The sequence below is a fragment of the Butyribacter sp. genome, assembly GCF_056818865.1.
On sequence record NZ_DBLYGC010000011.1, the window covers coordinates 71,707 to 95,390 of the forward strand.

Consider the following 23,684-nt stretch of genomic DNA (forward strand, 5'->3'; position numbering starts at 1 on the left):
ACTCCTGCTATAAAATATCTATGAAAAACTCTTTTATAATTTTGTTCCTACAAATGATTTATCATACTTGCCTGATAAGCCGCACCAAAACCATTGTCTATATTTACAACACTTACACCACTCGCACATGAATTCAGCATAGAAAGCAGTGCTGATAAACCGCCAAAAGATGCGCCATAACCGACACTTGTCGGCACCGCTATAACCGGACAATCCGCAAGACCGCCGACAACACTTGCAATAGCACCTTCCATGCCGGCTATTGCAATAATCACCTTTGCATCAAATATTGTTTCCAAATTTCCAAGAAGTCTGTGAAGTCCTGCCACCCCGACGTCAAGGAGTTCTGTCACTTCATTGCCAAGGTACTTTGCCGTATAGACAGCTTCTTTTGCAACCGGAAGATCACTTGTACCGGCCGTCACAACTACAATTCTTCCGTCAGCATCAGGTTTTGGAAACTCTCCAACCATTCCTATCCCGCTTAATTCATCATAAAAAAAAGCAAATTCAGCATTTTCTGTCATTCTGAATTTGTCGTGTTCACTCAGAAATTTTGCTGCATCAGCAGCCATTCTTGTAATGAGTACCCTTTCCTGTCCCTTGTCAAGCAATGCTTTTGTAATCGCTGCTATCTGTTCCTTTGTCTTTCCGGCACCGTATATTACTTCAGGAGTTCCCTGCCTTATGCCTCTATGAAAATCCGGCTTTGCAAATCCAAGATTTTCAAACGGTTCCATTTTTAACTTGAGCATAACTTCATCAACATTTTTTTCTCCTGCCGCCAACTGTTTCAACAAATTTTTAACTTCACTCTCTATCACAAAATTTCACCTCACAAAGTTTCATTCATACTTCCCATTCTATATCCAAACATGTCCATTGAAACATAATCAAAACCAATTTCTTTGAATTTATCATATATCTTATTTCTTACTTCATTTTTCATCATTTTTTCAATCTCATCAGGAGAAAGTTCTATTCTTGCAATTATCCCGCTTTCTTTTTCTCCATGAATTCTCACTCTCACCTGAGAAAGATTAAATTGCATCAGATATTCCTCAGCCAGTTCAACCATTTTTAATTTTTCACGATTTATCGTTTCACCGTAGACAAATCTGGATGAAAGACATGCGAATGAAGGTTTTGACCAGGTTGAAAGTCCCATGTTTTTTGAAAGTTCACGAATCTCAGATTTATAAAGACCGACGTGTCGAAGCGGGCTCTTTATTCCAAGTTCTGCAACCGCCTGAAGTCCCGGCCTGTAATCTCCATTATCATCCATATTTGAACCTTCTGCCACATATTCTATTCCGTTTTTATGAATTATATCAAGGATTTTGCTAAACAGTTCCTTTTTACACAGATAACAGCGGTTCTTTGGATTTTTTGAAAATCCGTCTATATCCAGTTCCTCAGATTCACATATAAACTGACGGATATTTTCACGTTCACAAAATGCTTTCGCCTCATTAAGTTCCCTGACAGGAAACGAACATGACACTGCCGTAACAGCAACTGCTTTTTCTCCAAGAACATCATGCGCTACTTTCATGAGAAATGTAGAGTCCACCCCGCTTGAAAAAGCAATCGCAACACTTCCCAATTCTTTAAGATAGTTTTTTAAATTTTCTAATTTTTCTTCTTTACTCACAGTAGTTCCCATATTACACCTTTCCACTCTCTATATAACTTTTTATATGATGCAAAGTTCAAAATACCTTTTAACCCCATCAAAATACCTTTTGAACCACAAATCCTAATGTTTAAAATTAAAATCCTCTTCTCTTAAGTATAACAGAAATTTAAATCTGTAGTCAAAAAAAGAACCGCCTGGAGAAGCGATTCTTAAAGGAGAAGGTATGAAAAAAATTTAAGCACTTATCAAATGATTTCGTTTCATTTGATGGTTATATATTACCTAACTATTATGAATGTGCAATGTTTATTTTGTTAATAGTTTGTGAACGGTAACATAACATTTTATTACAGATTAAATTTTCCGTATATTTGATAATTGATTTTGTGTATTTTTTCATTTTAATATGTTTTAAAAATCAAATATAAAGCAAAACAAAAACCCACTCTGACAGATAAATCTGTCAAAATGGGTTTTATTTATAAAACAGTTTTTAATTAGTCTGTTGTATATGGCATAATTGCAACGTGTCTTGCACGCTTGATTGCAACTGTTAAAGCTCTCTGATGCTTAGCACAGTTTCCTGTAATTCTTCTAGGAAGAATTTTTCCTCTTTCAGAGACATATCTCTTTAACTTGTTTACATCTTTATAATCAATTACATCATGCTCTTTGTCTGCACAGAAAGCACAAACCTTTTTTCTTCTACGCATAGGTCTTCTTCTTGCGCCTTCTCTATCGCTCTTATTGTAAGCCATGTCGAAATCCTCCTTAATTTTTCAGTAATGTTTTTACAAACATTAACACTTAAATGGTAATTCCTCTTCGATGGCATCCGGAATATTCATAAAGCCATCACCTGCTGCCTGAGTAGGTTCCGGTCTTGTCGGTGCTGCTGCACCTGCCTGCTGGTAGCCGCCGCCTGCATTCTCTGATGCTGCCGCCTTACTCTCAGCAAATTCCTGTTCTTCCACAACAACATCTGTTGTATAAACACGATTACCATCTTTGTTTGTGTAGCTGCCTGTCTGAATACGACCTGTCGCCACAATTTTGGTGCCCTGATGAAGGTATCTTTCAGCAAATTCTGCTCCTCTGCCAAATACTACGCAGTTGATAAAATCTGCTGTCTGCTCTTCACCCTGGCGTCTAAATCTACGATCTACTGCAAGTGTATATCTTGCAACGGCTGTCTGATTTTCTCCTGCTGAATATCTAATCTCAGGGTCTCTTGTCAGACGTCCCATTAAAATAACCTTATTCATGAAGGAAACACCTTCCTTTCTTATGCTTCCTGTCTAACGCATAAGTATCTAAGAACATTGTCCATGATGCGAACTGCCTGCTCAAGCTGTGCCGGAACACCTGCTTCTGCATCAAACTGGATGAAGTAGTAGAATCCCTCTTTCATATGCTGAATTTCGTAAGCAAGCTTCTTCTTGCCCCATTCCTCAACATTTGTAATGTTACCGCCGAATTTTGTGACATACTCTTTTGCCTTCTCGACAGTAGCTACTCTTGCATCGTCCTCGATCTTTGCATTGACAACTAATGCTAATTCATATTTGTTCATAGCTGTCTGTACCTCCTTTTGGTCTCTGGCTCTCTTCATGACTCCGACTTTGCGTGATAATCTCAAAATCGATGTGTTTCAACACACTTTGTCCTAACAGAAAAGAGCAAGGAAAAATTAATGTATCACAGTTTCTTATCATATCACATAATTTTGTCCCATGCAAGCACTTTTTTCAAAAAATGAAAAATCACAAAAACCCCCTAAAGCCTTTCTCCACCTGTTTTCTTGGCAGCATAACCTGATGGTCACACCCCGTACAGCGAAGCCTAATATCCATTCCTACTCTCTTTATCTCCCATGCATTAGTCCCGCATGGATGCGTTTTTTTCATTTTTATTATGTCACCTATTTTAAAATCAATTTTATCTGTCATCTCTACTCCTTCATCTCTACATTCTGAATTTCGTTTATCCAGTCATAGTATGTTGTCGTATCTTTTGTCATTGTGTCCATCTTTATCCTTGAGGCACTAAACATTATAATTCTCTGCTTTTGACAGATTGGCACTTCAACCGCCTGTTCTAATATCGTGTTAAATGCTTTTCTATATGTTTTTTTCTTTCTTTCCGCACGCACTGTCTCATCAGTCTTTTTCAAATAAGAGGAAAACATTGGCATTTTCATGCCAAACATACTTTTTTGTGATGTATATTTTCTGCTTAATCTGAAGCCATATGATGTATCTGTTTTTGCACACCATAATTGTGCATTTTTGATAGTTTTTTTACACATCATCTGCTTTTTAGACACTGAAACAATTTTAAGTTCAATTCCTAATTTTTCCAACAGCTCAGAAGACTTTTTTACCATTGGATAAAGCATATTTTTTCTGCCGTTTTCTATCATTATGCGATATGTTTTTGATGCTTTTTCAGGTACGCTCTCGATAACTCCGTTTTCATCAAACTTATATCCTGCTTTCTCGAGATACTTTTGTGCAGCTTCTACAGTTGCCATATTTCTCTCTTCATCACTCATATCATCATTGTATATCTCGCCACCATCTGCCGAGTCACTGTAAGCTCTGTTATAATTCTTATCTTCAACTGCCGGCGAAAGCCACGAATCTGATGTAAACGGATAATTTATTATTTTTACTTTGTCTGAAAGTTCTTCTTTCATGTTTATCCTTTGGGCACTGATAACCGATGCTATCGCTTTTCTCAATGCTATTGACTCATTAGAACCTCCGTCGCCTCCGACGCTCACATTTTTTGCATTTATTCCTATATAACTAAACTTATTTTCGGCAACAAAGCGTGTATTTATCTGATTTCCCGACAATTCTTCGTTTGAATTTGCCTTAGCTATCCATTCCAGATTATCACCTGTTATGTCCTTTGACATTACATCAACTACACCATGGGTAATCTCTGTCACTTCAGCAACATGATTTAGAGCATCATCATTATTTTTTCCAGTGTCATCACTCTTTTCACCGCCATTCTGTTCACCCGCGGTATCCTGCTGTGCTGCCACATTTTCCTGTTTTACCGCCTGAGCAATATGTTTTTCAGCCTTTTTTAAAATGCTGTGCATTTCTTTTATCTGGACAAAAGCAGTTTTAGGGCAGCCGTTAAAATAAAGTTCATTATATGTGTAATATACAATTTTCTTTTCATACTTTACATATCTGTATGGTCCTGCACCCATAGGAGATTTTTTGTTGGCACAAACTGACGATATATCTCCTTTTTTAAATCCAAAATTACCTTTTTTGTAATTATATCTTTGTTCATTTCCATAATAATGCAATGGACATATAGGAATATACAGTGACTTAATTGTATCATCGCTGTAACCGGATGTTATAAGAGTAAGACTATACTTTCCTGTCTTTCTGATACCGGCTATTTTCTTCACTTTCTTTTTCTTTCTGTATTTTTTCAGACCCAGAATATTTTGTCTGCCAAGTTGTTCGTCACCTTTATACGAACTGTCACAAAATACATACATCGAAAAAATAACATCATCAACAGTCACTTTCTCCCCATCACTAAAAAACATTCCTTTATCTAAATTTATCTTGTAGAATGTTTTATTTTTCTTTTTGTTATATTGTACCGATATATCTGCCGGTCCGTAATAAGTGTAACCGTTATCTTTATATTTTCTTACTTCACCATCAATTCCTTTATAAACAGTTTTTCCTTTTCTGTCACTTGTCACAAGATATGCCTGAGTAAGTCTGACAACTTCTTTATCCCCATTACTTTTTGCTGTAAAAGGATTAAAGTTTTTATTCAATCTGTCGCATCCTATAATAATCGGCGAGTCTGCCTGTCCGTCACCTTTTCCTGTCGCTTTGGAATTTCCTTTCTCAACCGCAACAGTTACCTTCGGCTTTGGCTTTGGTTCTTTTTTTATTTTCTTTGTACACCCTGTCATACCGATAGCCATCGAAAAGCAAAGTAATATACTTAGGAATTTTCTTGTTTTGTTTCTCATTTTCTACCTCCGCAAAATATACCTAAATTCTCAAAAATGCAAACGGATCATTTTTATCACTGTGTAAAAAGTTTATAAGAAGATACGCACCTCTTATTGTAACTATCTCTTCTTTGAGAATTTTCTTTACCATTGCTTTGTCCGCAATTACTACTTCAATATCCTCCGATGCCTCATTTCCGGCATTAGAAGGTGTTCCCACTGCATATCCGAAAACAGCTGTATCACATTCGTCTGACATTCCCTGATTTTGTGTAAACGGTCTTTTAAGACAGTCATCATAGTCCGTGAACGGCTCAAATGTAAGTCCTGTTTCCTCTTTCATTTCCCTGACAGCAGCCTGTTCTGAAGTCTCCCCCTCGTCAATAAGACCTGCGGGAAGTTCGTAAATATATTTATTTATAGGATAACGGTACTGTCTTACCATAACTATTTTTTCAGGGTCATCTTTAAGAACCGCATACATAACCGTTCCGTCTGCTTTCAGTTCTCCTGTCTGGCACATAAGGTCTCCGTCTTTTCTTCTTGTCGCAAAATAGTATGGATGCTCCCTTCCGTTTTTGTCAACGGCATTTAATTCATACATATTTAAATACTTGTTATCCGTCTGCTTCTTCATTCCCCTTACATGTTCTCTCTCACTCATATTAATCCTCATTTCTGAGCAAATCCTCCCAAAATAATGCAACAAAAGCTATCTGCTTTTGCTCAATAACAAACAGCCCTATTTATTTAATTTTAATGCATTATAATATCCGCATATTTTCCGTTTGTGACCTTAATAAGGTCATCAGGTTTAAGTATTATCTGGAGTCCAAGCCTTCCTCCGCTGACAATTATTTTGTCATGCTCTTTTGCACTTTCATTTATCACTGTAGGATAACTCTTTTTCATACCGATTGGAGTACATCCTCCCCTTATATAACCTGTAACTGCATTTATGTCTTTCACATGAAGCATTTCAATGTTTTTCTCCCCGACTTCCTTTGCAGCCTTTTTCATATCCATCTCTTTGTCAACCGGAATGGCAAATACATAATATTTTCCGCTTTTGCCAACCGTCACAAGTGTCTTAAAACTCATATCATAGCTCTGTCCAAGCATATCTGCTATTGATACCCCGTCTTTAAAGTCATCACACTCATATTTTTTTAATTCATAATCTACCTTATTTCTGTCAAGTATACGAACTGCATTAGTCTTGACTTCTTTACCCATTGTATACCACGCCTTTCATTATTATTTTAACGGAAACGAACTATAGGTTTCCCCATTCTTCATAGCCTTTCTGCAATCAGAAAGTTCACTTACCGTAACAAGCTGATATCCTCTCTTTACAAGAGCAGGAATAATCTTTTTAGAAGCGTCAGCCGTACTTTCATATAAATCATGCATAAGAACAATATCACCATCTTTAACATTTTTCAAGACAGCATTTGTGACGTATGCAGAATTTCTGTTTTTCCAATCCAATGTATCTACAGACCACAATACAATCGGTGTTTTTATTATGCCGTCAATTGTTTTATTGTGATTTCCTCCGGGTGGTCTTGTAATTATGGTTTTCTTTCCGATAACTTTCTTTAACTCAGAATTTGTCTGGTCAATCTGTTTTCTTATCTCTGCTTTGCTGCAGCCTGAAAGAATTTTATGCTCATATGTATGATTTCCGATTTCACAACCCATTTTATCAATCTTTTTTACAATTGATTTGTAAGAAGCAATTCTGTTTCCCACCTCAAAAAATGTAGCTGCCGAATCATATTTTTTTAACACTTTCAAAATCGTATTTGTATTCTTTGACGGCCCATCATCATATGTAAGTGCAACCAGCTTCTTTCCGGTATCAATTTTTCTATACAGTGCTCCTGTTTTCTTGAAATAGCACATATATTTTCCTATTTTCTTTTTACCGCTTACTTTTACACCGTTTTTGCCAAAATAATATTTCTTTCCGTTTATATTGATAAAACCGGCATGCATTGCACCATTGCTTTCAAAATAATATCCCTTGTTGTTTATATTTTTATATCCTATGGCAGCCTGTCCGTTTTCTTTTGCATAATATTTCTTACCATCAACCACAATCCATCTGTTTTTGGCAAGTGCAGCATTTTTATTGAAGAGATATATTACACCGTTTATCTTATATATACCTGTTGCCGCCGTACCGTTTTTTCTGAAATAATATGTCTTTTGATTTACCGTAAGCCATTTTTCTTTCAGTGCAACTCCGTTTTTATAATAATATTTTCCCTTTGCTGTTGTCACAAATCCATTTTTCTTGACGCCGGGTGTCTGTGAAGGCTTTGCCGTAGGCACAACGTCATCGTCAGGTTTTATTGTAGGTACAATGATAACACCCCCTGTCGCAGGGTTCGCCGTTGCATCTATAACACTTCCCGTCGCATTTACTGCCGGCTCAGATTTAAGCCTTTCATAATATGCCGTAACTTTCTTTGGCTCTCCCGTATTTTTACCGCTTATAACATATAAACCTGCAATTATCAAACATATACTTAAAATTGCAATATTTCTTTTATTTCTCACATTTCTACCTCTCTTTTATACATTTAAATTTATGTCTCCAGACACATCTCTCATCATAAATTCCGAAATCTCATTTCTGCTGTCAAATACTACACTTGCAATCCACAGTTTCATCAGCATAGCAGGTAATGCCGCAACCTGCAATACCTCAAATCCAAATTTTTCAAATACTTTCACACTGTCATAATCTACACTTTCACCCGCACCATAAATATATATCGGTATATTCCTTTTTTTTGCATCATCAGCAAATGATTTTAAATCAGGACTTTTACTGCACATAGTACCAGAATGGTAGGTCGTGTGAATTACCGCTTTTGTTCCGTCTGGCAATACATTGTATCTCATCCCCGGAAACGGCTTTACAAGAATAATGTCTGAAAATGTATTTTCCTCTTTCTCCTTTTTCAAAAATCGTTCTCTTATCTCAGAACACATCTTTGTACTTTCAAAGAAATCATGTTTAGCTGTTTTCTTTAATTTTTTTATAAATATTCCATCATCAAAGAAACCGTACTCCGATTTTTTTATGCTGTACACATCATCAAAATATGTAGCATGTTCCATAAGTCTTGTTCCTCTGTGAATAACCGGTTCTCCGCCTGTATTACAATATGAAACATAGATCCCCGTTCCATACTTTCCTTCTATAAATTTGACCGCATACGCAAAATTCGTAAGACCGTTTGCTCTCTTGTCATCAAGAACATAATTTGATGACACAATCACAATAGGTATATCCACATCCCCAAACATGTAGCCAAGTGCCGCTGCCGTATATTGAAGTGTATCCGTTCCATGCGTAATTATAATTCCATCATACCCACAATCCTTACCTGTTTTCTCATTTAAATAAGATGCAAGTGTAAATATCTGCTTTCCTGTATTGTTTTCACTCAATTCCTGATAAGGTGACTCCATGTCAAACTCTATTTTTTCTTTAGTCTGATATGTTCTATTTTCCTTCGCGCTTTTTTCATACATATCTATAAGTTTATATTTTTTATCACTGTCAGGAACAGCATATCCATCGGAAATACTGCTTCCAATCGTTCCTCCTGTAAAAACAACTAATATCTTCAAATCATAACCTCCGTTTTTACTTTTGTCGTTATTGTAACCTATTTTCTCAAAAAGGTCTATCAAATAATGTCGAACATACATCTAAGTGTGCTGTCAATGATACATTACACTAATGTAGGTAATACATTTTACGATGTTGTGCTCAAAAGGTATTTTGACCCTTGCATCATATTATATAAAATCTACTTGTTTTACAATTTTTTTGTGGTATATTTGTTTATATAATGCCATATTTTAAAATTTCCATATTTAAGAGTTTAAAAGATATTTTGACCCTTGCATAACGTTATGATATTGGGAACAAATGGTATTTTGACCTTTGCATAATGATAACAATATTATGGAATTATTTATAAATAAGGCACAACTTTTATTTATTGGAGGTAATATTTTGAGTAACAACATTTTATCTGATTTAGAACCAAAATCAGTATTTAATTATTTTGAACAAATCTGCTCTATACCACATGGTTCAAGAAACACAAAACAAATAAGTGATTTCTGCGTTTCTTTCGCAAAAGAGCACAATTTAAAATATGTACAGGACGAGTCTAACAACATCATTATCTGGAAAGACGGCACAAAGGGTTATGAAAACTCTCCTTCCGTTATAATTCAGGGACATCTTGATATGGTTTGTGAAAAGGAACATGATTGTGACATTGACTTTGAAAAAGATGGACTTTCACTTATAGTTGACGGCGATAACATCCACGCAGACCGCACTACTCTCGGTGGAGATGACGGAATTGCCATTGCATTCGCACTTGCAATCCTTGACTCTGCAGACATTCCACATCCGCCAATCGAGGCTGTATTTACGGTAGACGAAGAGATAGGAATGCTTGGTGCTGCAAGCCTTGATTATTCACCATTAAAATCAAGAATAATGCTGAACCTTGACTCTGAGGACGAGGGTTATCTCCTTGTAAGCTGCGCAGGCGGTGTTTCTACAACGGCACATCTTCCTCTTACATTTGAAAAAACTGACGGACTTATGGCAGAAATAACAATTTCCGGACTTTTAGGCGGTCACTCAGGTACAGAGATAAACAAGGACAGAGCAAATTCAAACAGACTTATGGGAAGAATTTTATATTCTCTCTCTAAAAAATATGATTTCAAACTCGTAAGTGTCAACGGTGGTCTCAAAGATAATGCAATTCCAAACAAGACAACTGCTGTTCTTATTTTAAATGATGCTAACAATAAAGATGCATTTGCTTCTGAAATATCAGAATTAAATGATATGTACAAAAATGAATATGCAATAACAGACCCTTCAATTTCAACTGCCGTGTCATTTAGTGGTGAAACTTCTGCTAATGCAATGACAAAATCATCTACTAATGGATTTATTACTGCCCTTGTCAATCTTCCGGGTGGTGTACATCGTATGAGCCATGACATAGATGGACTTGTACAGACTTCACTTAATATGGGAATATTGAAAACAACTGAAAATGAGATGCAGGCAAGCTTTTCAATACGAAGCAGCGTAAGCAGCGAAAAGTTTATGCTTATGGATATGATTTCATGCCTTATGGATAATCTTGGCGGCTATATTACTAATGTCGGCGAATATCCCGCATGGGAATTCAAAAAAGAATCTCATCTTAGAGATTTAATGTCAGAAGTATTTGAAGAACAGTACGGCTACAAACCTGTAGTCAATGCACTTCACGCCGGAGTTGAATGTGGTCTTTTCTCTGAGAAGCTTCCGGGACTTGATTGTGTATCTTTTGGACCTGCAATATACGATATTCATACTGCAAAAGAAAGACTTTCCATAGAAAGTGTACAAAGAACTTGGAAGTTTACACTTGAAGTTTTGAAACGACTTAAATAAAAAAATCATTATAAATTACGATAAAAAAGAAAATTTTAAAATTCTATTACAACACATACTAGATGGGGGCTCATTTTATTTGATATTTATTTCATCAGAAAAAAAGAGTCCCCATTGGTCGTTCCAATGGGGTGGGGTTGAGGGGTATATCTCTTCGTTGCTCTGTTGCAACTATGTGATTGACTTTTATTAGTATCAGACATATTCCCTGTCTGACATTTACTATTATACATACTTTTTATAAAATTGCACCCCCTTTGTAAAATAAGACAAGTTTTTGTAAAATTTTACATTTTATTGCCATTTAAGAAGTACATTACATTATCTTAAATATACGTTTTATCAGGTCACGACTTATAAAGTGATACTATCACCCGATTTTATATGCATTGTATTTTTCCAGTAATATGTCCGGGTGATAGGAAAGTTTTGCTTTTCTAAGTCCCTCTTCTCCGTCATCCTCCTCACGGTTGACATATTTATAATCCTGACATTCGTGCTGAACAAACTGTTTGTTTATCATAGGATATGCTCCCTGTACATCTGCATACGCTTTTTCAAAATGTACAACAAATGTATCATCGCAAAGCGGTTCTCCGAGTTCAAACGCAACTACATCTCCGTATTTTCTTAAAACTCCGCCTACAAGTCCAAGTCTTTTATAATCAATCAATGCACTTTTTACAACGTCGTATTCATCCTGAACTTCCTGACTCCATGCATCCTCATCATACTTTTTTTGTATCCAATTATTGTTCATGTCAATGCATTCCTGCACGTTTTCACTACTAAGTGTCTCGTATTCCCAGTCATCATCATCCATAAATCTTGCAATATGATTTCTTTTTCCATGAAACTTTTTTCCTGAAAGATTTGTCAAATGCTCCGTTTCATATATATAATCAAACATATCTCTGTCAGCTTCATATCGAAAGTGCTTAGGGAACCATTCTTTTAACTGTTCTACCTCATAATCGAGCAAGCCATAAAGGTGTATCTGCTCTCCCATAGCCTGACCATATAAAAACAACTGCTCTAATGCTTTTTTCTTATCTCCTGCGCCAATTGGAAAAACATACATCGTATCATTTTCTGAATAATATCTCAGAAGAACGCAATCGCCCTCCTGCGCTATCTGAGTTGGAAAATATTTTCTCCACAAATAATTGTTGGCAAAACAAAATTCACATGCTTTTTTATTGTCTTCCTTAAACTTCTTATCAAGCCATTCTCTGTCACCAAGTTCAATATCTCTGAATATCATTTCAATATCTCCGTTCTTTTTCAGGATTAACTCCTTAAAATGAGTGTTCCCGCTTTTCCATTATATTATAAACTCCCACTGTCATTTAAACAATTTCATTTAACGCCATTATATAAACATACCACTTTAATAAGATTTAGACAAGTTATTTGATTTTTCGACAAAATATATCATTATGTGCTATATTAAATATAGATTACAATTTATCCGATATAATAAATAGATTTATAGTTGCCGGGACACCACATTTGTGAACAGCAACGATTTACATTTAATTATGCATATATAAGGAGGACTTTTACATGGCTATAGATTATTCCATCACAAAATCATATGATATGTATTTTCGTGACTTTTATTCAATTGACAGAAATGCTTCTAAAAGCGAACAGAGAGCTTCATATAAAACAGATAAACTTGCAAAGGCAGATTCAAGTGCTATGACTAAAATCTCAAAGGCTTTGCGCAAAATGGAGTTTTCTCAGGAAAACGGCACTGATATTTTCAATACCGTAAAGTCATTTGTCAATACCTACAATAATCTTTTAGAGAGTGCCGGTTCATCCAACGAATACGGTATTTATCATCCTGAAAAGTTTGTTAAAAACCTTACCAAAGACCAGGAAGACGCTCTTAAGGATTTGGGTATCACCATATCTGCATCCGGCAAGCTTAAACTTGATGAAGATACTTTAATTGGTTCAAAACCTTCAAAAATAGGCAAGCTTTTCTCAGAAGACAGTGATTTCACAAACAAAATTAACTTTTACGCTAACAAAATATATCGTGCAGCAAGCCATGTTGATATAACACTGTAATCCGTTGTATCATATCCTGATATTTAATCAATAATACAAAAAAGTACCATCAGAACGACCACTTACCCGTCTGTTCCGATGGTACTTTTTTATATTAAATATGCTTTTCTGTCATCTAAACCAATGTAGAAATCTATGCACGAAAATTATAATTTATAATTAAACAAGCTTAGCTACATTAAGTTTAACTCCAGGTCCCATTGTAGAAGCAAGTGTAAAGCTTCTGTAGTACTGTCCCTTTGCTGAAGATGGCTTAGCCTTTGTGATAGCTGCAATCAATGTGTTTACATTGTCAGTTAACTGCTCTTCTGTGAAAGATACTTTTCCTACAGGAACGTGAACGATATTAGCCTTGTCAAGTCTGTACTCAATCTTACCTGCTTTGATATCGTTTACAGCTTTTGTTACGTCCATTGTAACTGTTCCGGCTTTTGGGTTTGGCATTAAGCCCTTTGGTCCAAGTACACGACCAAGACGTCCAACAACACCCATCATGTCAGGAGTAGCTACAACTACGTCGAACTCAAACCATCCATCGTTCTGAATCTTTGGTATAAGTTCCTCGCCACCTGCATAATCAGCACCTGCTGCTAATGCTTCGTCAACCTTATCACCTTTAGCGAATACAAGAACTCTTACTTTCTTTCCTGTTCCGTGTGGTAATACAACGGCACCACGAATCTGCTGATCTGCATGACGTCCGTCTACACCAAGTCTGATATGAGCTTCAACTGTCTCATCAAACTTTGCTGTAGAAGTTTTCTTTACAATACCTACTGCTTCTGCAACATCATACTGCTGAGTCTTATCGTACAACTTAGCAGCCTCTACATATTTCTTTCCTCTTTTCATAATAATAAAACCTCCTGGTGGTAGTAACGGCGGGTTCTAAGACATACCGGAATTTATGTATGTCGCCTCCCACAACGTTCAATCTATAACAAATCTTTCTATGCGATATTCTTTTTTAATATTATACTTCTGTACAATTTCGTGTACATAATACAGTGAAAATTTCACTCTTCACTTTTTACTCTTCTACAGTAACACCCATGCTGCGTGCTGTACCGGCGATCATGCTCATAGCAGCTTCAAGATTTGCTGCATTTAAGTCAGGCATTTTTGTTTCAGCAATTTCCTGAACCTGAGCCTTTGTGATTGTTGCAACTTTAGTCTTGTTAGGAACACCTGAACCTGACTGAATATTGCATGCTTTCTTAATAAGAACTGCTGCCGGTGGAGTCTTTGTGATAAAGCTGAAGCTCTTATCCTGATATACAGTGATAACAACAGGAATAATCATACCTTCCTGTCCAGCTGTCTTAGCGTTGAACTCCTTTGTGAACTGTACGATATTAACTCCGTGCTGACCAAGAGCAGGACCAACAGGTGGTGCTGGTGTTGCCTTTGCTGCAGGAATCTGTAATTTTATATATCCTTCGACTTTCTTAGCCATTTTTAATTTACCTCCTAAATAATAAATACCTGGTAATAATCTATAAACTGCTGCGATTGATTAGCCGCATACTTCTACATCATTAAAGCTTAATTCAGTTGGTGTCTCACGACCAAACATATCAATATTTATTGTAACTGTTTTGTTCTTGAGATCTATCTGGCGAACAATACCTACTGTATCTTCCCAGACACCTGATGTAACGATTACAGAATCGCCTATGCTAAATGGAGCTTCAGCTACTGAGCTCATAAGTCCCATGCTTGCCACTTCTTCATCAGTAAGTGGAACAGGCTTTGATCCCGGTCCTACGAATCCTGTAACACCACGAGTATTTCTGACAACATACCATGTATCATCATTCATAAACATCTTTATCAAAACATATGCAGGAAACATTTTCTGCTGAACAAGTTTCTTCTTGTCCTTGCCTTCCCTTTCAACCTCTTGCATAGGTACATATACCTCTAAAATCTGATCTTGAAGATTGCGATTTACGATAGTATTCTCTATGTCTGCTTTCACCTTATTCTCATACCCTGAATAAGTATGAGCCACATACCAACGCGCTTCTGTATCTGCCATAATCTATCACCTTAACCAATCTGAATCAACTTATCAAGGCCTGTCTTGATAACAAAATCAAGCAGAGCAATGATTGCGCCTAAAATAACTGTTACAACAACTACCGCAGTAGTTTCTTTCACGGTTGTCTCCTTATCAGGCCATACAATTTTCTTAAATTCAGCCTTCAATGAACGGAAAAAACCACTTTTTTTCTTAGCAGATTTATCTTTTGCCGATTTGTCAGCTTTCTTAACAGATGCTTCCTTTTCAGCTTCCGGTTTATCTGCCTTAACTTCGTTCAATACTACTTCTTTGTTTTCGGAATCTCCCATAACATGCCTCCTACTGTAACAAGCATAGCTTGCATATTTAATAAGACTTATTTTGTCTCTTTGTGCATTGTGTGCTTTCTACAGAATCTGCAATACTTCTTTGTTTCCATTCTGTCAGGATGATTTCTCTTTTCCTTTGTAGTATCATAGTTACGCTGCTTGCATTCTGTACATGCTAATGTAATTTTTACTCTCACAGGTTTCACCTCCATATAATATTTTGTGTTACGATTAGTTCTGTTTCCATGACTTTTAAGTCATGACCTATTTCTTAATATCGCTAAAGAATTTTAGGCATAAAAAAAAGACCTGTTACATCGCCTATCAAATATATCACAAAAATGCATCCCCCGTCAAGAGTTTTTTAGTATTTTGATTGTACAATTAACTGACGCTTAGAATGGAATTCTATTCTAAACTGACCATAACACATTTAAATTTAAACTGTAACGATTATTTTTCTCTTTTTAGTACAAATCTTTTCTTTCACTCTTTTATATAGATATTTTTTTGTATATAATAATACTTGCTTTTTGTTATACGCTTAATATTAAAATAGTATTTGTTATCTTTGTGCAATTAACACAATATATAAGTAGTTTCGCAATTCCATTATTTATAATGAAAGGACTTTAATCATGAATTTACAAGATACAAAGAAACGCAATGACATTATCCTTATCATCTGCGTTGTCGTTGCTGCTGTCATTTGTTTTGCCGCTTACAAACTATATTTTCACAAATCAGGTAAGTTTGTCACAGTCAAAGTTAACGGAAAAATCACCGCATCCTATCCTATTGACACAGATAAAACTGTTACTGTTGAAGGTATAAATGGTGGAAAAAACATTCTGAAAATCAGCGAAGGTACTGCCGATATGATTGACGCAGATTGTCCTGACCAGACTTGTGTCAAGAAACACAGTATAAAATATGAAGGAGAAACTATTGTCTGCCTGCCGCATAAGGTGGTAATCTCAATAGATAATTCTGCAAATACCGATGAGGATGCCCCTGACGCGGTAGTTAAATAGTTAAAGAACTATAGAACCAAAGGGCTCTATAAGTATTCAATAAAATATTTAGATTTAAATTAAAAAGGCTCATAATCACTTTAAAAGAAAAGCCATTTTAAATTGTGCAACAATTCAAAATCATACAGCAATTTTAGCTTATATGGCATTTCAAAAAATTATGAGCCTTTTTTATTATATTTTTGTAATATTTTACTCAAAATCGTAAATTTAAATCAAATTTAAAAATTAAAGTCTTTTAAAACCATGTATCAGCAATAGTAATTGAACAACATACCACTATACAACGAAGTGATGTACGAATAACCTACGCCTTCCTTTGTGTAGTTTGGATATGAAACAAGAAGCTTATCTACATATTCCATAGGGTCAAGTTTTACACTCTCACTTTTACCAAGCAGACGCTTTGACAAATCTGAATCCTTTGAAAAAAGTTTCTGCATTTCTCCGTCGTTTATCGCCTGGGTTGCAAGTAATTCATCTATTCTTATCGTGCCATCCTCTTCAAACATAAGACCACACGACTCCATCTCTGATTTAAATGGCTCTACAAGATACCCAAGTTCTGATGCAAGCTTTGATGTTTTATCGGACACTTTTGCATATTCGTTTGAGCCCTCTATCATATAATTGTAAGCATCTTTGATTTTATTCAGGCTCGTAAGTATTTTTTCACTGTCCGGTCTATACTGTATTCTGACATTCTCATCGGCATCGGTCACATTTTTCAACGATACCTTCAACGCTTTTCCTATTGTAAATTCATTTGCCAGTGTACTCTTAGGTACACCATCCATATAAAACTTAGAGTTTGTCGACTCCTCATTGAGTTCATTAAGTCCGAAATAATCTACTATTCCAAGCTTTCCGTCACTGTTTCTGTCTGTCAGTGTAAAAATTCTTTCATCACCGCTCTTTCCGGTTGCATCAGAAACAATGCTCATTCTCACTTTGTCATCAGACATATTTGATACAATTCCAACATTCAAGCCTATATTTGCCTTATTTATAAATGAAGCTACGCCATTCATAACTTGTGCATTGTCAGCATCTTTTCCTACATTGTACTGAAAATCATACATATCATCCAAAACACTTATCCTGAATTTATATGTTCCCCCAGGCAGACTTCCGCTTGACGGATACAACAGATTTCCAAGATTATATTGAGGTGTGGCAAGATGCTCAATTTTTAACGAAAATTCATCAGGAAGTTTTTCCTCGTCATCATTAACAATCTGAACTCCTGCTTTTTCAGAATCTGAAGCATATGCTTTTTTCTTTGAAAACACACCGTCCGGCGATGTATCTGCAAGTTCCTTAAGCCCTGTTCCAAGCAGCATTGACGATTCTTTTATTCCAAGTGCAAATGACTGTTTTGCATCAGTAAGCTTTACTAAATATATCGGAGATGTCTTTGTTTTTTTTGCAATCCGATTCATAACGCTTCTCAGCTCTGATGCTTTATGTGTATCGTATTTCGTCAACTCTTTCGGACGGTACTGCGTAAGCAGATGATTATAAACAGCGGTATCCATCTTGAACATCCCCTTTCTTTTTATTAAATTCATTCTTTTCATTTTTCGATTATAAATGAATGCCTAAGTGTAAAAAATTGCATTCTCTTATAATCGTATCACATTTTTGTTTTTTTTTAAAGGGGATGATAAAAATTTATTCTTACTCAGCAAGTACTATCTCTTCCAAGAATTTTGCCGCATCTCTTATGCAGTCCTGACATCCTCTTAAAACTACTCCTGTCTCCACGCCTTTAAGGTCTTTACAGCGTGTTGCTTTGTTCTGGTCGAGAAATTTTTTTAATATTTGTCTTGAATACTGATATGTTTCCCCTTTACTTATCGGATTATCAAGGTTTCCGCAGCTGTTTTTCATTCCCGCTATAACGCATGCACCCGTAAGTGCACCGCATGTTCCTTCCATGCCGCCCATTCCAAGTCCTAATGCTTCTGTTGCTTTAAACATGCTCTCCTCGTCCATTCCGACAAGATCACAATATGTACAGGCAACCGCCTGTGCGCAATTATATCCTTTATTGTGTCTCTCTATTGTTTTCTCTACTCTTGTTTCCATGTTTTTGCTTTCCTTTCTTTTATTTTAATTTTTATTTTTCATACAAGGAGCAAAGTCCCTTTTGCCCCAATATCTTTTTATATTGTATCACAAAACCTCTTTGACGTAATCATCTTTATTTGCATATATCAAACTTATAAATATAAATGATATAACTGATACAACACAAAAAGCAGTGGAAAATCAATCCTTTGCCTCAAGTTCTGCCGGCGGTCTTGATATTATATTTTTTACCGGAAGTATGCTGAGTATTATATTTACCACAAAAATGACAACTATAAGAAGCAATAAATCATCAACTTTTTTGTACATTCGTACTATTGAACTGTCTGATTTCATGAAATTTTCAAGCACCCACTTGTCAACCACCTCTTCATCCTTATTTTCAGGCATTTTTCCGCATATAAGTGATGACTCTTCGAAATAAATATATCCGAATTTATCGTTTCAAGCATTATAAGAAGGGCGGACCAAAAAAACAGTACGAATAAACTCCGTACTGTTTTTAATCCAGTGTATTACATCAATGATACAATACACTAATATCTTCTACCTTCTTCCTCTTTTCCAAGGAATCTCATCGCATTGTGAATGTCATCATCACTATAGCTCTTTTTAGCATATATGTGAAGTCCGTTCTTTCTTCTGCATTCCGGACATACAGCTCCGAAATCTATCGTTTTTCCACAAATCTGACAATGAATCGGTGTGATGTGCTCACCTTCTTTGTACTGGATACGACCTTCTCTTATCCATCTTCTAACCTTTGCAACCGGTATTCCAAAATGATCTGCAACATCTATTTCCTTTACATCATTCTCTCTGATGTAGTCTTTAACCTCTGCAAATAAGTTTAAATCCTTGCACTCGGGACATATCTCGTCTCTGTACATTTTGTTAAGTATGCGTCCGCATTGCTTGCACTCATGTACATTCTCATCTGTCTTTCTTTCAAGGTTTTTCCTCTCAAGCCTCATGTGCAATCCCTCCAATTCATCGATATGCCTATATCTATTTTTCTAAAAATTCCTTGCCGCCCATGTATGGTCTGAGTGCTTCAGGAATGCGAACATTTCCATCTGCCTGAAGATTATTTTCAAGGAAAGCTATAAGCATTCTAGGTGGTGCAACAACTGTATTGTTGAGAGTATGTGCAAAATATTTTTCTCCATTCTCTCCACGGACACGAATCTGAAGACGACGTGCCTGTGCATCTCCAAGATTTGAGCAGCTTCCCACTTCAAAATATTTCTTCTGACGTGGTGACCATGCTTCAACGTCGATAGATTTAACTTTAAGATCTGCTAAATCACCTGAACAGCACTCAAGCGTGCGTACAGGTATATCAAGACTCCTGAACAAATCAACTGTATTCTGCCATAATTTGTCAAACCACATTTTGCTTTCTTCCGGCTTACATACAACTATCATTTCCTGCTTTTCAAACTGATGTATACGATAAACTCCACGCTCTTCTATTCCATGAGCACCTTTCTCTTTTCTAAAGCAAGGAGAATAACTTGTAAGAGTTTTTGGAAGTTCTTTCTCGTCAACAATTGTATCTATAAATTTACCAATCATTGAATGCTCACTTGTTCCGATAAGGTATAAATCTTCACCCTCTATCTTATACATCATGGCATCCATCTCGGCGAAACTCATAACACCAGTAACTACATTGCTTCTAATCATAAAAGGTGGTACACAATATGTGAATCCTCTGTCAATCATAAAATCTCTTGCATAAGATATAACTGCCGAATGAAGTCTCGCAATATCTCCCATAAGATAATAGAAACCGTTTCCTGCAACTTTTCCTGCTGCATCAAGGTCAATACCATCAAATTTTTCCATGATTTCTGTATGATAAGGTACTTCAAAATCAGGAACTACAGGCTCACCAAACTTCTCAATCTCAACATTTTCACTGTCATCCTTACCGATAGGAACACTTGGGTCAATGATGTTTGGAATAACCATCATTCTCTCTTTAACTTTTTCCTGATATTCTTTTTCAAGCTCTTCTAACTCTGCAAGCTTTTCAGCATTTTTTGAAACTTCTGCTTTCTTTGCCTCTGCTTCTTCTTTCTTACCCTGTGCCATAAGTGCGCCAATCTCTTTTGAGATTGACTTTCTTGAAGCACGAAGTGCATCCGCATCCTGCTTTGCTTGTCTTGACTTAGCATCAAACTCTATAACCTCGTCTACTAACGGAAGCTTGTCATCCTGAAACTTATTTTTAATGTTCTGTTTAACAATATCCGGATTTTCTCTCAGAAATCTTATGTCAATCATTTTTTATCTCCTTTAACTTTTCTTCAATATTAAATCATAAATATTATTTTACACACATTTATGCGATAATGCAACCTGTAACAGTATCGTACTAATTTGTCTCCTTTGCCTTACTCTCAAGGAAACATTTTTCAAATACATTGCTTCTAACTGCACCGTAATACATATCGCCCTCAAACATCTCACAGCCTATTTTCTTTGCAAATTCCTCCTGCATAGGCGTATGTATTCCTCCACATGTGACTGTAAGACCTAAACTTTTTGCCATCTCCACGGTTTTACTCAGAATAATGCATTCTTTCTTTGAAGTCATATATTTATTAAAATATTCACCGTGGAACTTTATACCTGTCACACTCAGTTTCCTAATGGAATGTACTGCCGTATGGTCAGTTCCGAATCTGCTTATGATGACTTTGTATCCTCTTGCACACAATTCTTCTATAGCCATCTCAAGCACTGTAGTCATATCGGCAAGATACCTCTCCTGAATTTCTATAATAACATTTTCAGGCTCAATGCCATTCTGTTTCACTACAATATCATCTATCTTTTTAACAATATTTTTATCTGAAAGTTCACTTGCAGTCATCTCAATTGAAAACGGAACTATTTTATTGCCCATTTTTTTCCATGCACCAACACTGCAGCATACCAAAGACAATGTAGCAAGTGCAAAGCTGTTCAACTTTCCGCCACGCTCAATAAGTCTCATCAAATCGTCAGATTCAAGAACCTGACCATCCTTCAACTGAACCCTTGGTACTGCTTTGCAGCCTACAATATTATCTTTATCACCGCATATTCTAGGCATATAGCATATCTCTATGTCATGATTTCTTACCGCATCATGAATCTGTTCGATAACATCTTCCTCTTTAAACTGTTCACTCTTAAGGTCCTCAGTATAAATAGCATAATGATTTCCACGAAGTCCTTTAATGCTTCTTCTCGCCATGTCAGCTTTTTCAAGCATTTCAAGCAATTCACAATCCGTTTCCTGTACAAGATAAATTCCTGTGGTTGTACCAAATTCTATATTTACTTCTTTGTCCTCCTCACTTGCAACATTTCTAGACTTAACCATAGATGACATCATCTTCAGAAGGTCTTTATGATGTTCATATTTCAAAAGTACAACAAAATAATCTCCGTCAACTCTTGAGCAGACACCATCCTGTGCAAGATTTGCAAGAAGTGTTTTTGAAAACTCTTCCAAAATTCTGTTACTTATCGAAAATCCGTAATTGTGACTGAATTTTCTAAATTCATTTATATCCGCACATACAAGTGCATAGTGTTCATCGTCCTTTCTGCCGCTCAAAATCTTTTCTGCTGCATTCATAAATGATGCATACGGCATAAGCGATGTAATGTTATCCTCAGCTTTAGCCTGTGCCGACTTAGCCATATTTACAAGTTTATTCTGACCTGATATTTCATCTCTCTCTTTGTCAAGAACCGTTGAAATTCCGTCAACCATATCAACTATTCTGGCTACTGAATAAATCTTGTCCGGCTTTTCCCCACCATCATCCGAAACAGATACGGCACATATCTCAACATTTCTAAACAGTGCACTATTGTCCCTTATACGGTAAATGTAACGGCTGCTGCCTGCTTTCTCTACTCTTTCCTTTATCCTTTTTTCAAATATCTCAACGTCATCAGGATGGAAAAGTTCGAGAATATCCGGCAAATCATCCCATGTATTTAAAAATTTTTCTTCTGAGAAAGCCTCACCGAGACTTCCGCTCATGGAAAACTTTTTCTCGTTTATATCATATGTCCACATAGCCTCCTTGAGGTACTCCGAAACATATTTAAAACGTCTCGCATTTTCCTCAAACTCTGCTTCCATAATTTTTCTTGATGTAATGTCCATAAGAACGCAAAGGTATACGTCATCTCCGCTCTCATCATCAATCTTTCTTCCATTTACATAAACCCACTTGGTATGCCCCATCTTTCCGAGCAATCTATGTTCAAAGCCCAAAAGTCCATGATTTTCAACAGTAGTGCCAAATGTGCTCATAACCATTTTCATATCAGAAGGATGTATTATGCGGTCACAATAATCTCCAAAATTTATGTGAAATTCCGCTCTGGAATAACCTGAAAGCATAAAATATCCGTCATTTGCATAAAGAATTTTCATGTCTTTCATTCGTATCTTTATAACTCCACCCGGAATACTGTTTGCAATAACATCAATCTCGTGTTTCGCTTTAAACACACTCTCAACATTATTTTTAGACTTCGTGACATCCTGACAAGAACAGAAAAATTTATTTTCCATCATATGTAAAATACTTTTTGCTGAAATTGCCAGCCACGCAATAGTCCCGTCTTTTCTCTTTACCCTGCATTCAACCTTTACTATTCCACCAGCTGCAAACTGCCTTGCAATAAGGTTTTTGACCTTCTGCTTTTCTTCAGGCAGGATAACCGCCATAAGACTGTTGTTATATTTTTCCTCAAATTCTTCTTTTGAATATTGAAGCATTGAGTAAAATTTCCTGCTGGCATATGTAATTTCCATATCGCCGCCAGATTTTGAAATGAAAAACGCACACTCCGATACATCAATCAATTTTTCAAAAATTTTTCCATCCATCTTAATCCCCCTTTTCCAAATCCCGGATAACTTTTATCCCCCCGGTAATGCATCAGATGTACTGA

Annotated in this window: 26 protein-coding genes; 3 read left to right on the top strand and 23 right to left on the bottom strand. The window is 36.2% G+C overall.

Translation table 11 applies throughout. The features are described from left to right. Nucleotides 1–47: 47 nt before the first annotated feature. The 11 genes from larB to ACZLXV_RS06800 form a co-directional block, all read right to left on the bottom strand. On the bottom strand, nt 48–824 hold the full coding sequence (gene larB, locus ACZLXV_RS06750; RefSeq protein ID WP_022225042.1) for a nickel pincer cofactor biosynthesis protein LarB: 777 nt from the start codon (nt 822–824) through the stop codon (nt 48–50). 11 nt (nt 825–835) lie between these two features. Further along, the gene (larE, locus tag ACZLXV_RS06755; protein WP_482382886.1) at nt 836–1,666 is read right to left on the bottom strand and encodes an ATP-dependent sacrificial sulfur transferase LarE; all 831 of its coding nucleotides are present in this window, start codon (nt 1,664–1,666) and stop codon (nt 836–838) included. A 470-nt stretch (nt 1,667–2,136) separates the two neighbouring features. Further along, nucleotides 2,137–2,397, bottom strand: a complete 261-nt coding sequence (gene rpsR, locus ACZLXV_RS06760; protein ID WP_022225044.1) for a 30S ribosomal protein S18 — start codon at nt 2,395–2,397, stop codon at nt 2,137–2,139. A gap of 42 nt (nt 2,398–2,439) precedes the next feature. Then, entirely contained in the window at nt 2,440–2,904 is a 465-nt protein-coding gene (locus ACZLXV_RS06765; protein WP_482382887.1) for a single-stranded DNA-binding protein, read from the bottom strand. Nucleotides 2,905–2,924: 20 nt separating this feature from the next. Beyond that, nucleotides 2,925–3,212, bottom strand: coding sequence for a 30S ribosomal protein S6 (gene rpsF, locus ACZLXV_RS06770; RefSeq protein WP_022225045.1), 288 nt, complete (start codon nt 3,210–3,212; stop codon nt 2,925–2,927). A gap of 190 nt (nt 3,213–3,402) precedes the next feature. Then, nucleotides 3,403–3,588, bottom strand: coding sequence for a DUF951 domain-containing protein (locus ACZLXV_RS06775; protein ID WP_022225046.1), 186 nt, complete (start codon nt 3,586–3,588; stop codon nt 3,403–3,405). Nucleotides 3,589–3,590: 2 nt separating this feature from the next. Further along, nucleotides 3,591–5,663: an ABC transporter substrate-binding protein gene (locus ACZLXV_RS06780; protein ID WP_482382888.1), complete on the bottom strand. Its 2,073-nt coding sequence runs from the start codon at nt 5,661–5,663 to the stop codon at nt 3,591–3,593. A gap of 22 nt (nt 5,664–5,685) precedes the next feature. After that, nucleotides 5,686–6,321 carry an NUDIX hydrolase gene (locus ACZLXV_RS06785; protein WP_022225048.1) on the bottom strand — a complete coding sequence of 212 codons (636 nt, stop codon included), beginning with the start codon at nt 6,319–6,321 and terminating at the stop codon, nt 5,686–5,688. 80 nt (nt 6,322–6,401) lie between these two features. Further along, nucleotides 6,402–6,881, bottom strand: a complete 480-nt coding sequence (gene ybaK / locus ACZLXV_RS06790) for a Cys-tRNA(Pro) deacylase (protein WP_022225049.1) — start codon at nt 6,879–6,881, stop codon at nt 6,402–6,404. Between the two features lie 21 nt (nt 6,882–6,902). Continuing rightward, the gene (locus ACZLXV_RS06795; RefSeq protein ID WP_367335248.1) at nt 6,903–8,213 is read right to left on the bottom strand and encodes a polysaccharide deacetylase family protein; all 1,311 of its coding nucleotides are present in this window, start codon (nt 8,211–8,213) and stop codon (nt 6,903–6,905) included. Between the two features lie 15 nt (nt 8,214–8,228). After that, on the bottom strand, nt 8,229–9,296 hold the full coding sequence (locus ACZLXV_RS06800; protein ID WP_022225051.1) for an asparaginase domain-containing protein: 1,068 nt from the start codon (nt 9,294–9,296) through the stop codon (nt 8,229–8,231). 391 nt (nt 9,297–9,687) lie between these two features. On the opposite strand from ACZLXV_RS06800, the gene ACZLXV_RS06805 reads away from it, so the two are divergent. After that, nucleotides 9,688–11,145: an aminoacyl-histidine dipeptidase gene (locus ACZLXV_RS06805; RefSeq protein WP_482382889.1), complete on the top strand. Its 1,458-nt coding sequence runs from the start codon at nt 9,688–9,690 to the stop codon at nt 11,143–11,145. 370 nt (nt 11,146–11,515) lie between these two features. Here ACZLXV_RS06805 and ACZLXV_RS06810 read toward each other — a convergent pair whose 3' ends face one another. After that, complete coding sequence (locus ACZLXV_RS06810) at nt 11,516–12,409, bottom strand: DUF2156 domain-containing protein (RefSeq protein ID WP_482382890.1); 894 nt, start codon at nt 12,407–12,409, stop codon at nt 11,516–11,518. 302 nt (nt 12,410–12,711) lie between these two features. On the opposite strand from ACZLXV_RS06810, the gene ACZLXV_RS06815 reads away from it, so the two are divergent. Continuing rightward, nucleotides 12,712–13,227, top strand: coding sequence for a hypothetical protein (locus ACZLXV_RS06815; RefSeq protein WP_482382891.1), 516 nt, complete (start codon nt 12,712–12,714; stop codon nt 13,225–13,227). 159 nt (nt 13,228–13,386) lie between these two features. Here the strand turns inward: ACZLXV_RS06815 and rplA are convergent, their stop codons facing one another. The 5 genes from rplA to rpmG form a co-directional block, all read right to left on the bottom strand. Then, nucleotides 13,387–14,079 carry a 50S ribosomal protein L1 gene (rplA, locus tag ACZLXV_RS06820; RefSeq protein ID WP_482382892.1) on the bottom strand — a complete coding sequence of 231 codons (693 nt, stop codon included), beginning with the start codon at nt 14,077–14,079 and terminating at the stop codon, nt 13,387–13,389. Between the two features lie 178 nt (nt 14,080–14,257). Then, nucleotides 14,258–14,683 (bottom strand): 50S ribosomal protein L11, encoded by a 426-nt coding sequence (rplK, locus tag ACZLXV_RS06825; RefSeq protein WP_022013753.1) that lies wholly within the window; start codon nt 14,681–14,683, stop codon nt 14,258–14,260. A gap of 60 nt (nt 14,684–14,743) precedes the next feature. After that, nucleotides 14,744–15,268: a transcription termination/antitermination protein NusG gene (gene nusG, locus ACZLXV_RS06830; protein WP_022225056.1), complete on the bottom strand. Its 525-nt coding sequence runs from the start codon at nt 15,266–15,268 to the stop codon at nt 14,744–14,746. Nucleotides 15,269–15,279: 11 nt separating this feature from the next. Further along, the gene (gene secE / locus ACZLXV_RS06835; protein ID WP_482382893.1) at nt 15,280–15,582 is read right to left on the bottom strand and encodes a preprotein translocase subunit SecE; all 303 of its coding nucleotides are present in this window, start codon (nt 15,580–15,582) and stop codon (nt 15,280–15,282) included. Between the two features lie 47 nt (nt 15,583–15,629). Beyond that, a complete protein-coding gene (gene rpmG / locus ACZLXV_RS06840; RefSeq protein WP_270393414.1) occupies nt 15,630–15,794 on the bottom strand; it encodes a 50S ribosomal protein L33 in 165 nt (54 codons plus the stop codon). 426 nt (nt 15,795–16,220) lie between these two features. Here rpmG and ACZLXV_RS06845 point away from each other — a divergent pair, with 426 nt between their 5' ends. Next, entirely contained in the window at nt 16,221–16,616 is a 396-nt protein-coding gene (locus ACZLXV_RS06845; RefSeq protein ID WP_482382894.1) for a NusG domain II-containing protein, read from the top strand. 251 nt (nt 16,617–16,867) lie between these two features. Here the strand turns inward: ACZLXV_RS06845 and ACZLXV_RS06850 are convergent, their stop codons facing one another. From ACZLXV_RS06850 to ACZLXV_RS06875, 6 genes are all read right to left on the bottom strand, one after another. Continuing rightward, on the bottom strand, nt 16,868–18,154 hold the full coding sequence (locus ACZLXV_RS06850; RefSeq protein ID WP_482382895.1) for a hypothetical protein: 1,287 nt from the start codon (nt 18,152–18,154) through the stop codon (nt 16,868–16,870). A gap of 142 nt (nt 18,155–18,296) precedes the next feature. Then, nucleotides 18,297–18,707, bottom strand: a complete 411-nt coding sequence (locus ACZLXV_RS06855; RefSeq protein ID WP_367335254.1) for a C-GCAxxG-C-C family protein — start codon at nt 18,705–18,707, stop codon at nt 18,297–18,299. 183 nt (nt 18,708–18,890) lie between these two features. Further along, nucleotides 18,891–19,100, bottom strand: a complete 210-nt coding sequence (locus ACZLXV_RS06860; protein WP_482382896.1) for a hypothetical protein — start codon at nt 19,098–19,100, stop codon at nt 18,891–18,893. Between the two features lie 146 nt (nt 19,101–19,246). Further along, a complete protein-coding gene (locus ACZLXV_RS06865) occupies nt 19,247–19,684 on the bottom strand; it encodes a hypothetical protein (RefSeq protein WP_482382897.1) in 438 nt (145 codons plus the stop codon). A gap of 34 nt (nt 19,685–19,718) precedes the next feature. Beyond that, a complete protein-coding gene (serS, locus tag ACZLXV_RS06870; RefSeq protein WP_482382898.1) occupies nt 19,719–21,002 on the bottom strand; it encodes a serine--tRNA ligase in 1,284 nt (427 codons plus the stop codon). 91 nt (nt 21,003–21,093) lie between these two features. After that, entirely contained in the window at nt 21,094–23,619 is a 2,526-nt protein-coding gene (locus tag ACZLXV_RS06875) for an EAL domain-containing protein (RefSeq protein WP_022224887.1), read from the bottom strand. Between the last annotated feature and the right edge of the window lie 65 nt (nt 23,620–23,684).

Coding starts and splice junctions, on each gene's coding strand:
- ACZLXV_RS06810 (WP_482382890.1), bottom strand. CDS start 12,409: ATGATATTCAGAGATATTGAACTTGGTGACAGAGAATGGCTTGATAAG.
- secE (WP_482382893.1), bottom strand. CDS start 15,582: ATGGGAGATTCCGAAAACAAAGAAGTAGTATTGAACGAAGTTAAGGCA.
- ACZLXV_RS06855 (WP_367335254.1), bottom strand. CDS start 18,707: ATGGAAACAAGAGTAGAGAAAACAATAGAGAGACACAATAAAGGATAT.
- rplK (WP_022013753.1), bottom strand. CDS start 14,683: ATGGCTAAGAAAGTCGAAGGATATATAAAATTACAGATTCCTGCAGCA.
- ACZLXV_RS06875 (WP_022224887.1), bottom strand. CDS start 23,619: ATGGATGGAAAAATTTTTGAAAAATTGATTGATGTATCGGAGTGTGCG.
- serS (WP_482382898.1), bottom strand. CDS start 21,002: ATGATTGACATAAGATTTCTGAGAGAAAATCCGGATATTGTTAAACAG.
- nusG (WP_022225056.1), bottom strand. CDS start 15,268: ATGGCAGATACAGAAGCGCGTTGGTATGTGGCTCATACTTATTCAGGG.
- ACZLXV_RS06780 (WP_482382888.1), bottom strand. CDS start 5,663: ATGAGAAACAAAACAAGAAAATTCCTAAGTATATTACTTTGCTTTTCG.
- ACZLXV_RS06845 (WP_482382894.1), top strand. CDS start 16,221: ATGAATTTACAAGATACAAAGAAACGCAATGACATTATCCTTATCATC.
- ACZLXV_RS06765 (WP_482382887.1), bottom strand. CDS start 2,904: ATGAATAAGGTTATTTTAATGGGACGTCTGACAAGAGACCCTGAGATT.
- ybaK (WP_022225049.1), bottom strand. CDS start 6,881: ATGGGTAAAGAAGTCAAGACTAATGCAGTTCGTATACTTGACAGAAAT.
- ACZLXV_RS06785 (WP_022225048.1), bottom strand. CDS start 6,321: ATGAGGATTAATATGAGTGAGAGAGAACATGTAAGGGGAATGAAGAAG.
- rpmG (WP_270393414.1), bottom strand. CDS start 15,794: ATGGAGGTGAAACCTGTGAGAGTAAAAATTACATTAGCATGTACAGAA.
- ACZLXV_RS06815 (WP_482382891.1), top strand. CDS start 12,712: ATGGCTATAGATTATTCCATCACAAAATCATATGATATGTATTTTCGT.
- ACZLXV_RS06850 (WP_482382895.1), bottom strand. CDS start 18,154: ATGGATACCGCTGTTTATAATCATCTGCTTACGCAGTACCGTCCGAAA.
- rpsR (WP_022225044.1), bottom strand. CDS start 2,397: ATGGCTTACAATAAGAGCGATAGAGAAGGCGCAAGAAGAAGACCTATG.
- ACZLXV_RS06865 (WP_482382897.1), bottom strand. CDS start 19,684: ATGAGGCTTGAGAGGAAAAACCTTGAAAGAAAGACAGATGAGAATGTA.
- rpsF (WP_022225045.1), bottom strand. CDS start 3,212: ATGAACAAATATGAATTAGCATTAGTTGTCAATGCAAAGATCGAGGAC.
- larE (WP_482382886.1), bottom strand. CDS start 1,666: ATGGGAACTACTGTGAGTAAAGAAGAAAAATTAGAAAATTTAAAAAAC.
- rplA (WP_482382892.1), bottom strand. CDS start 14,079: ATGAAAAGAGGAAAGAAATATGTAGAGGCTGCTAAGTTGTACGATAAG.
- ACZLXV_RS06775 (WP_022225046.1), bottom strand. CDS start 3,588: ATGACAGATAAAATTGATTTTAAAATAGGTGACATAATAAAAATGAAA.
- ACZLXV_RS06860 (WP_482382896.1), bottom strand. CDS start 19,100: ATGCCTGAAAATAAGGATGAAGAGGTGGTTGACAAGTGGGTGCTTGAA.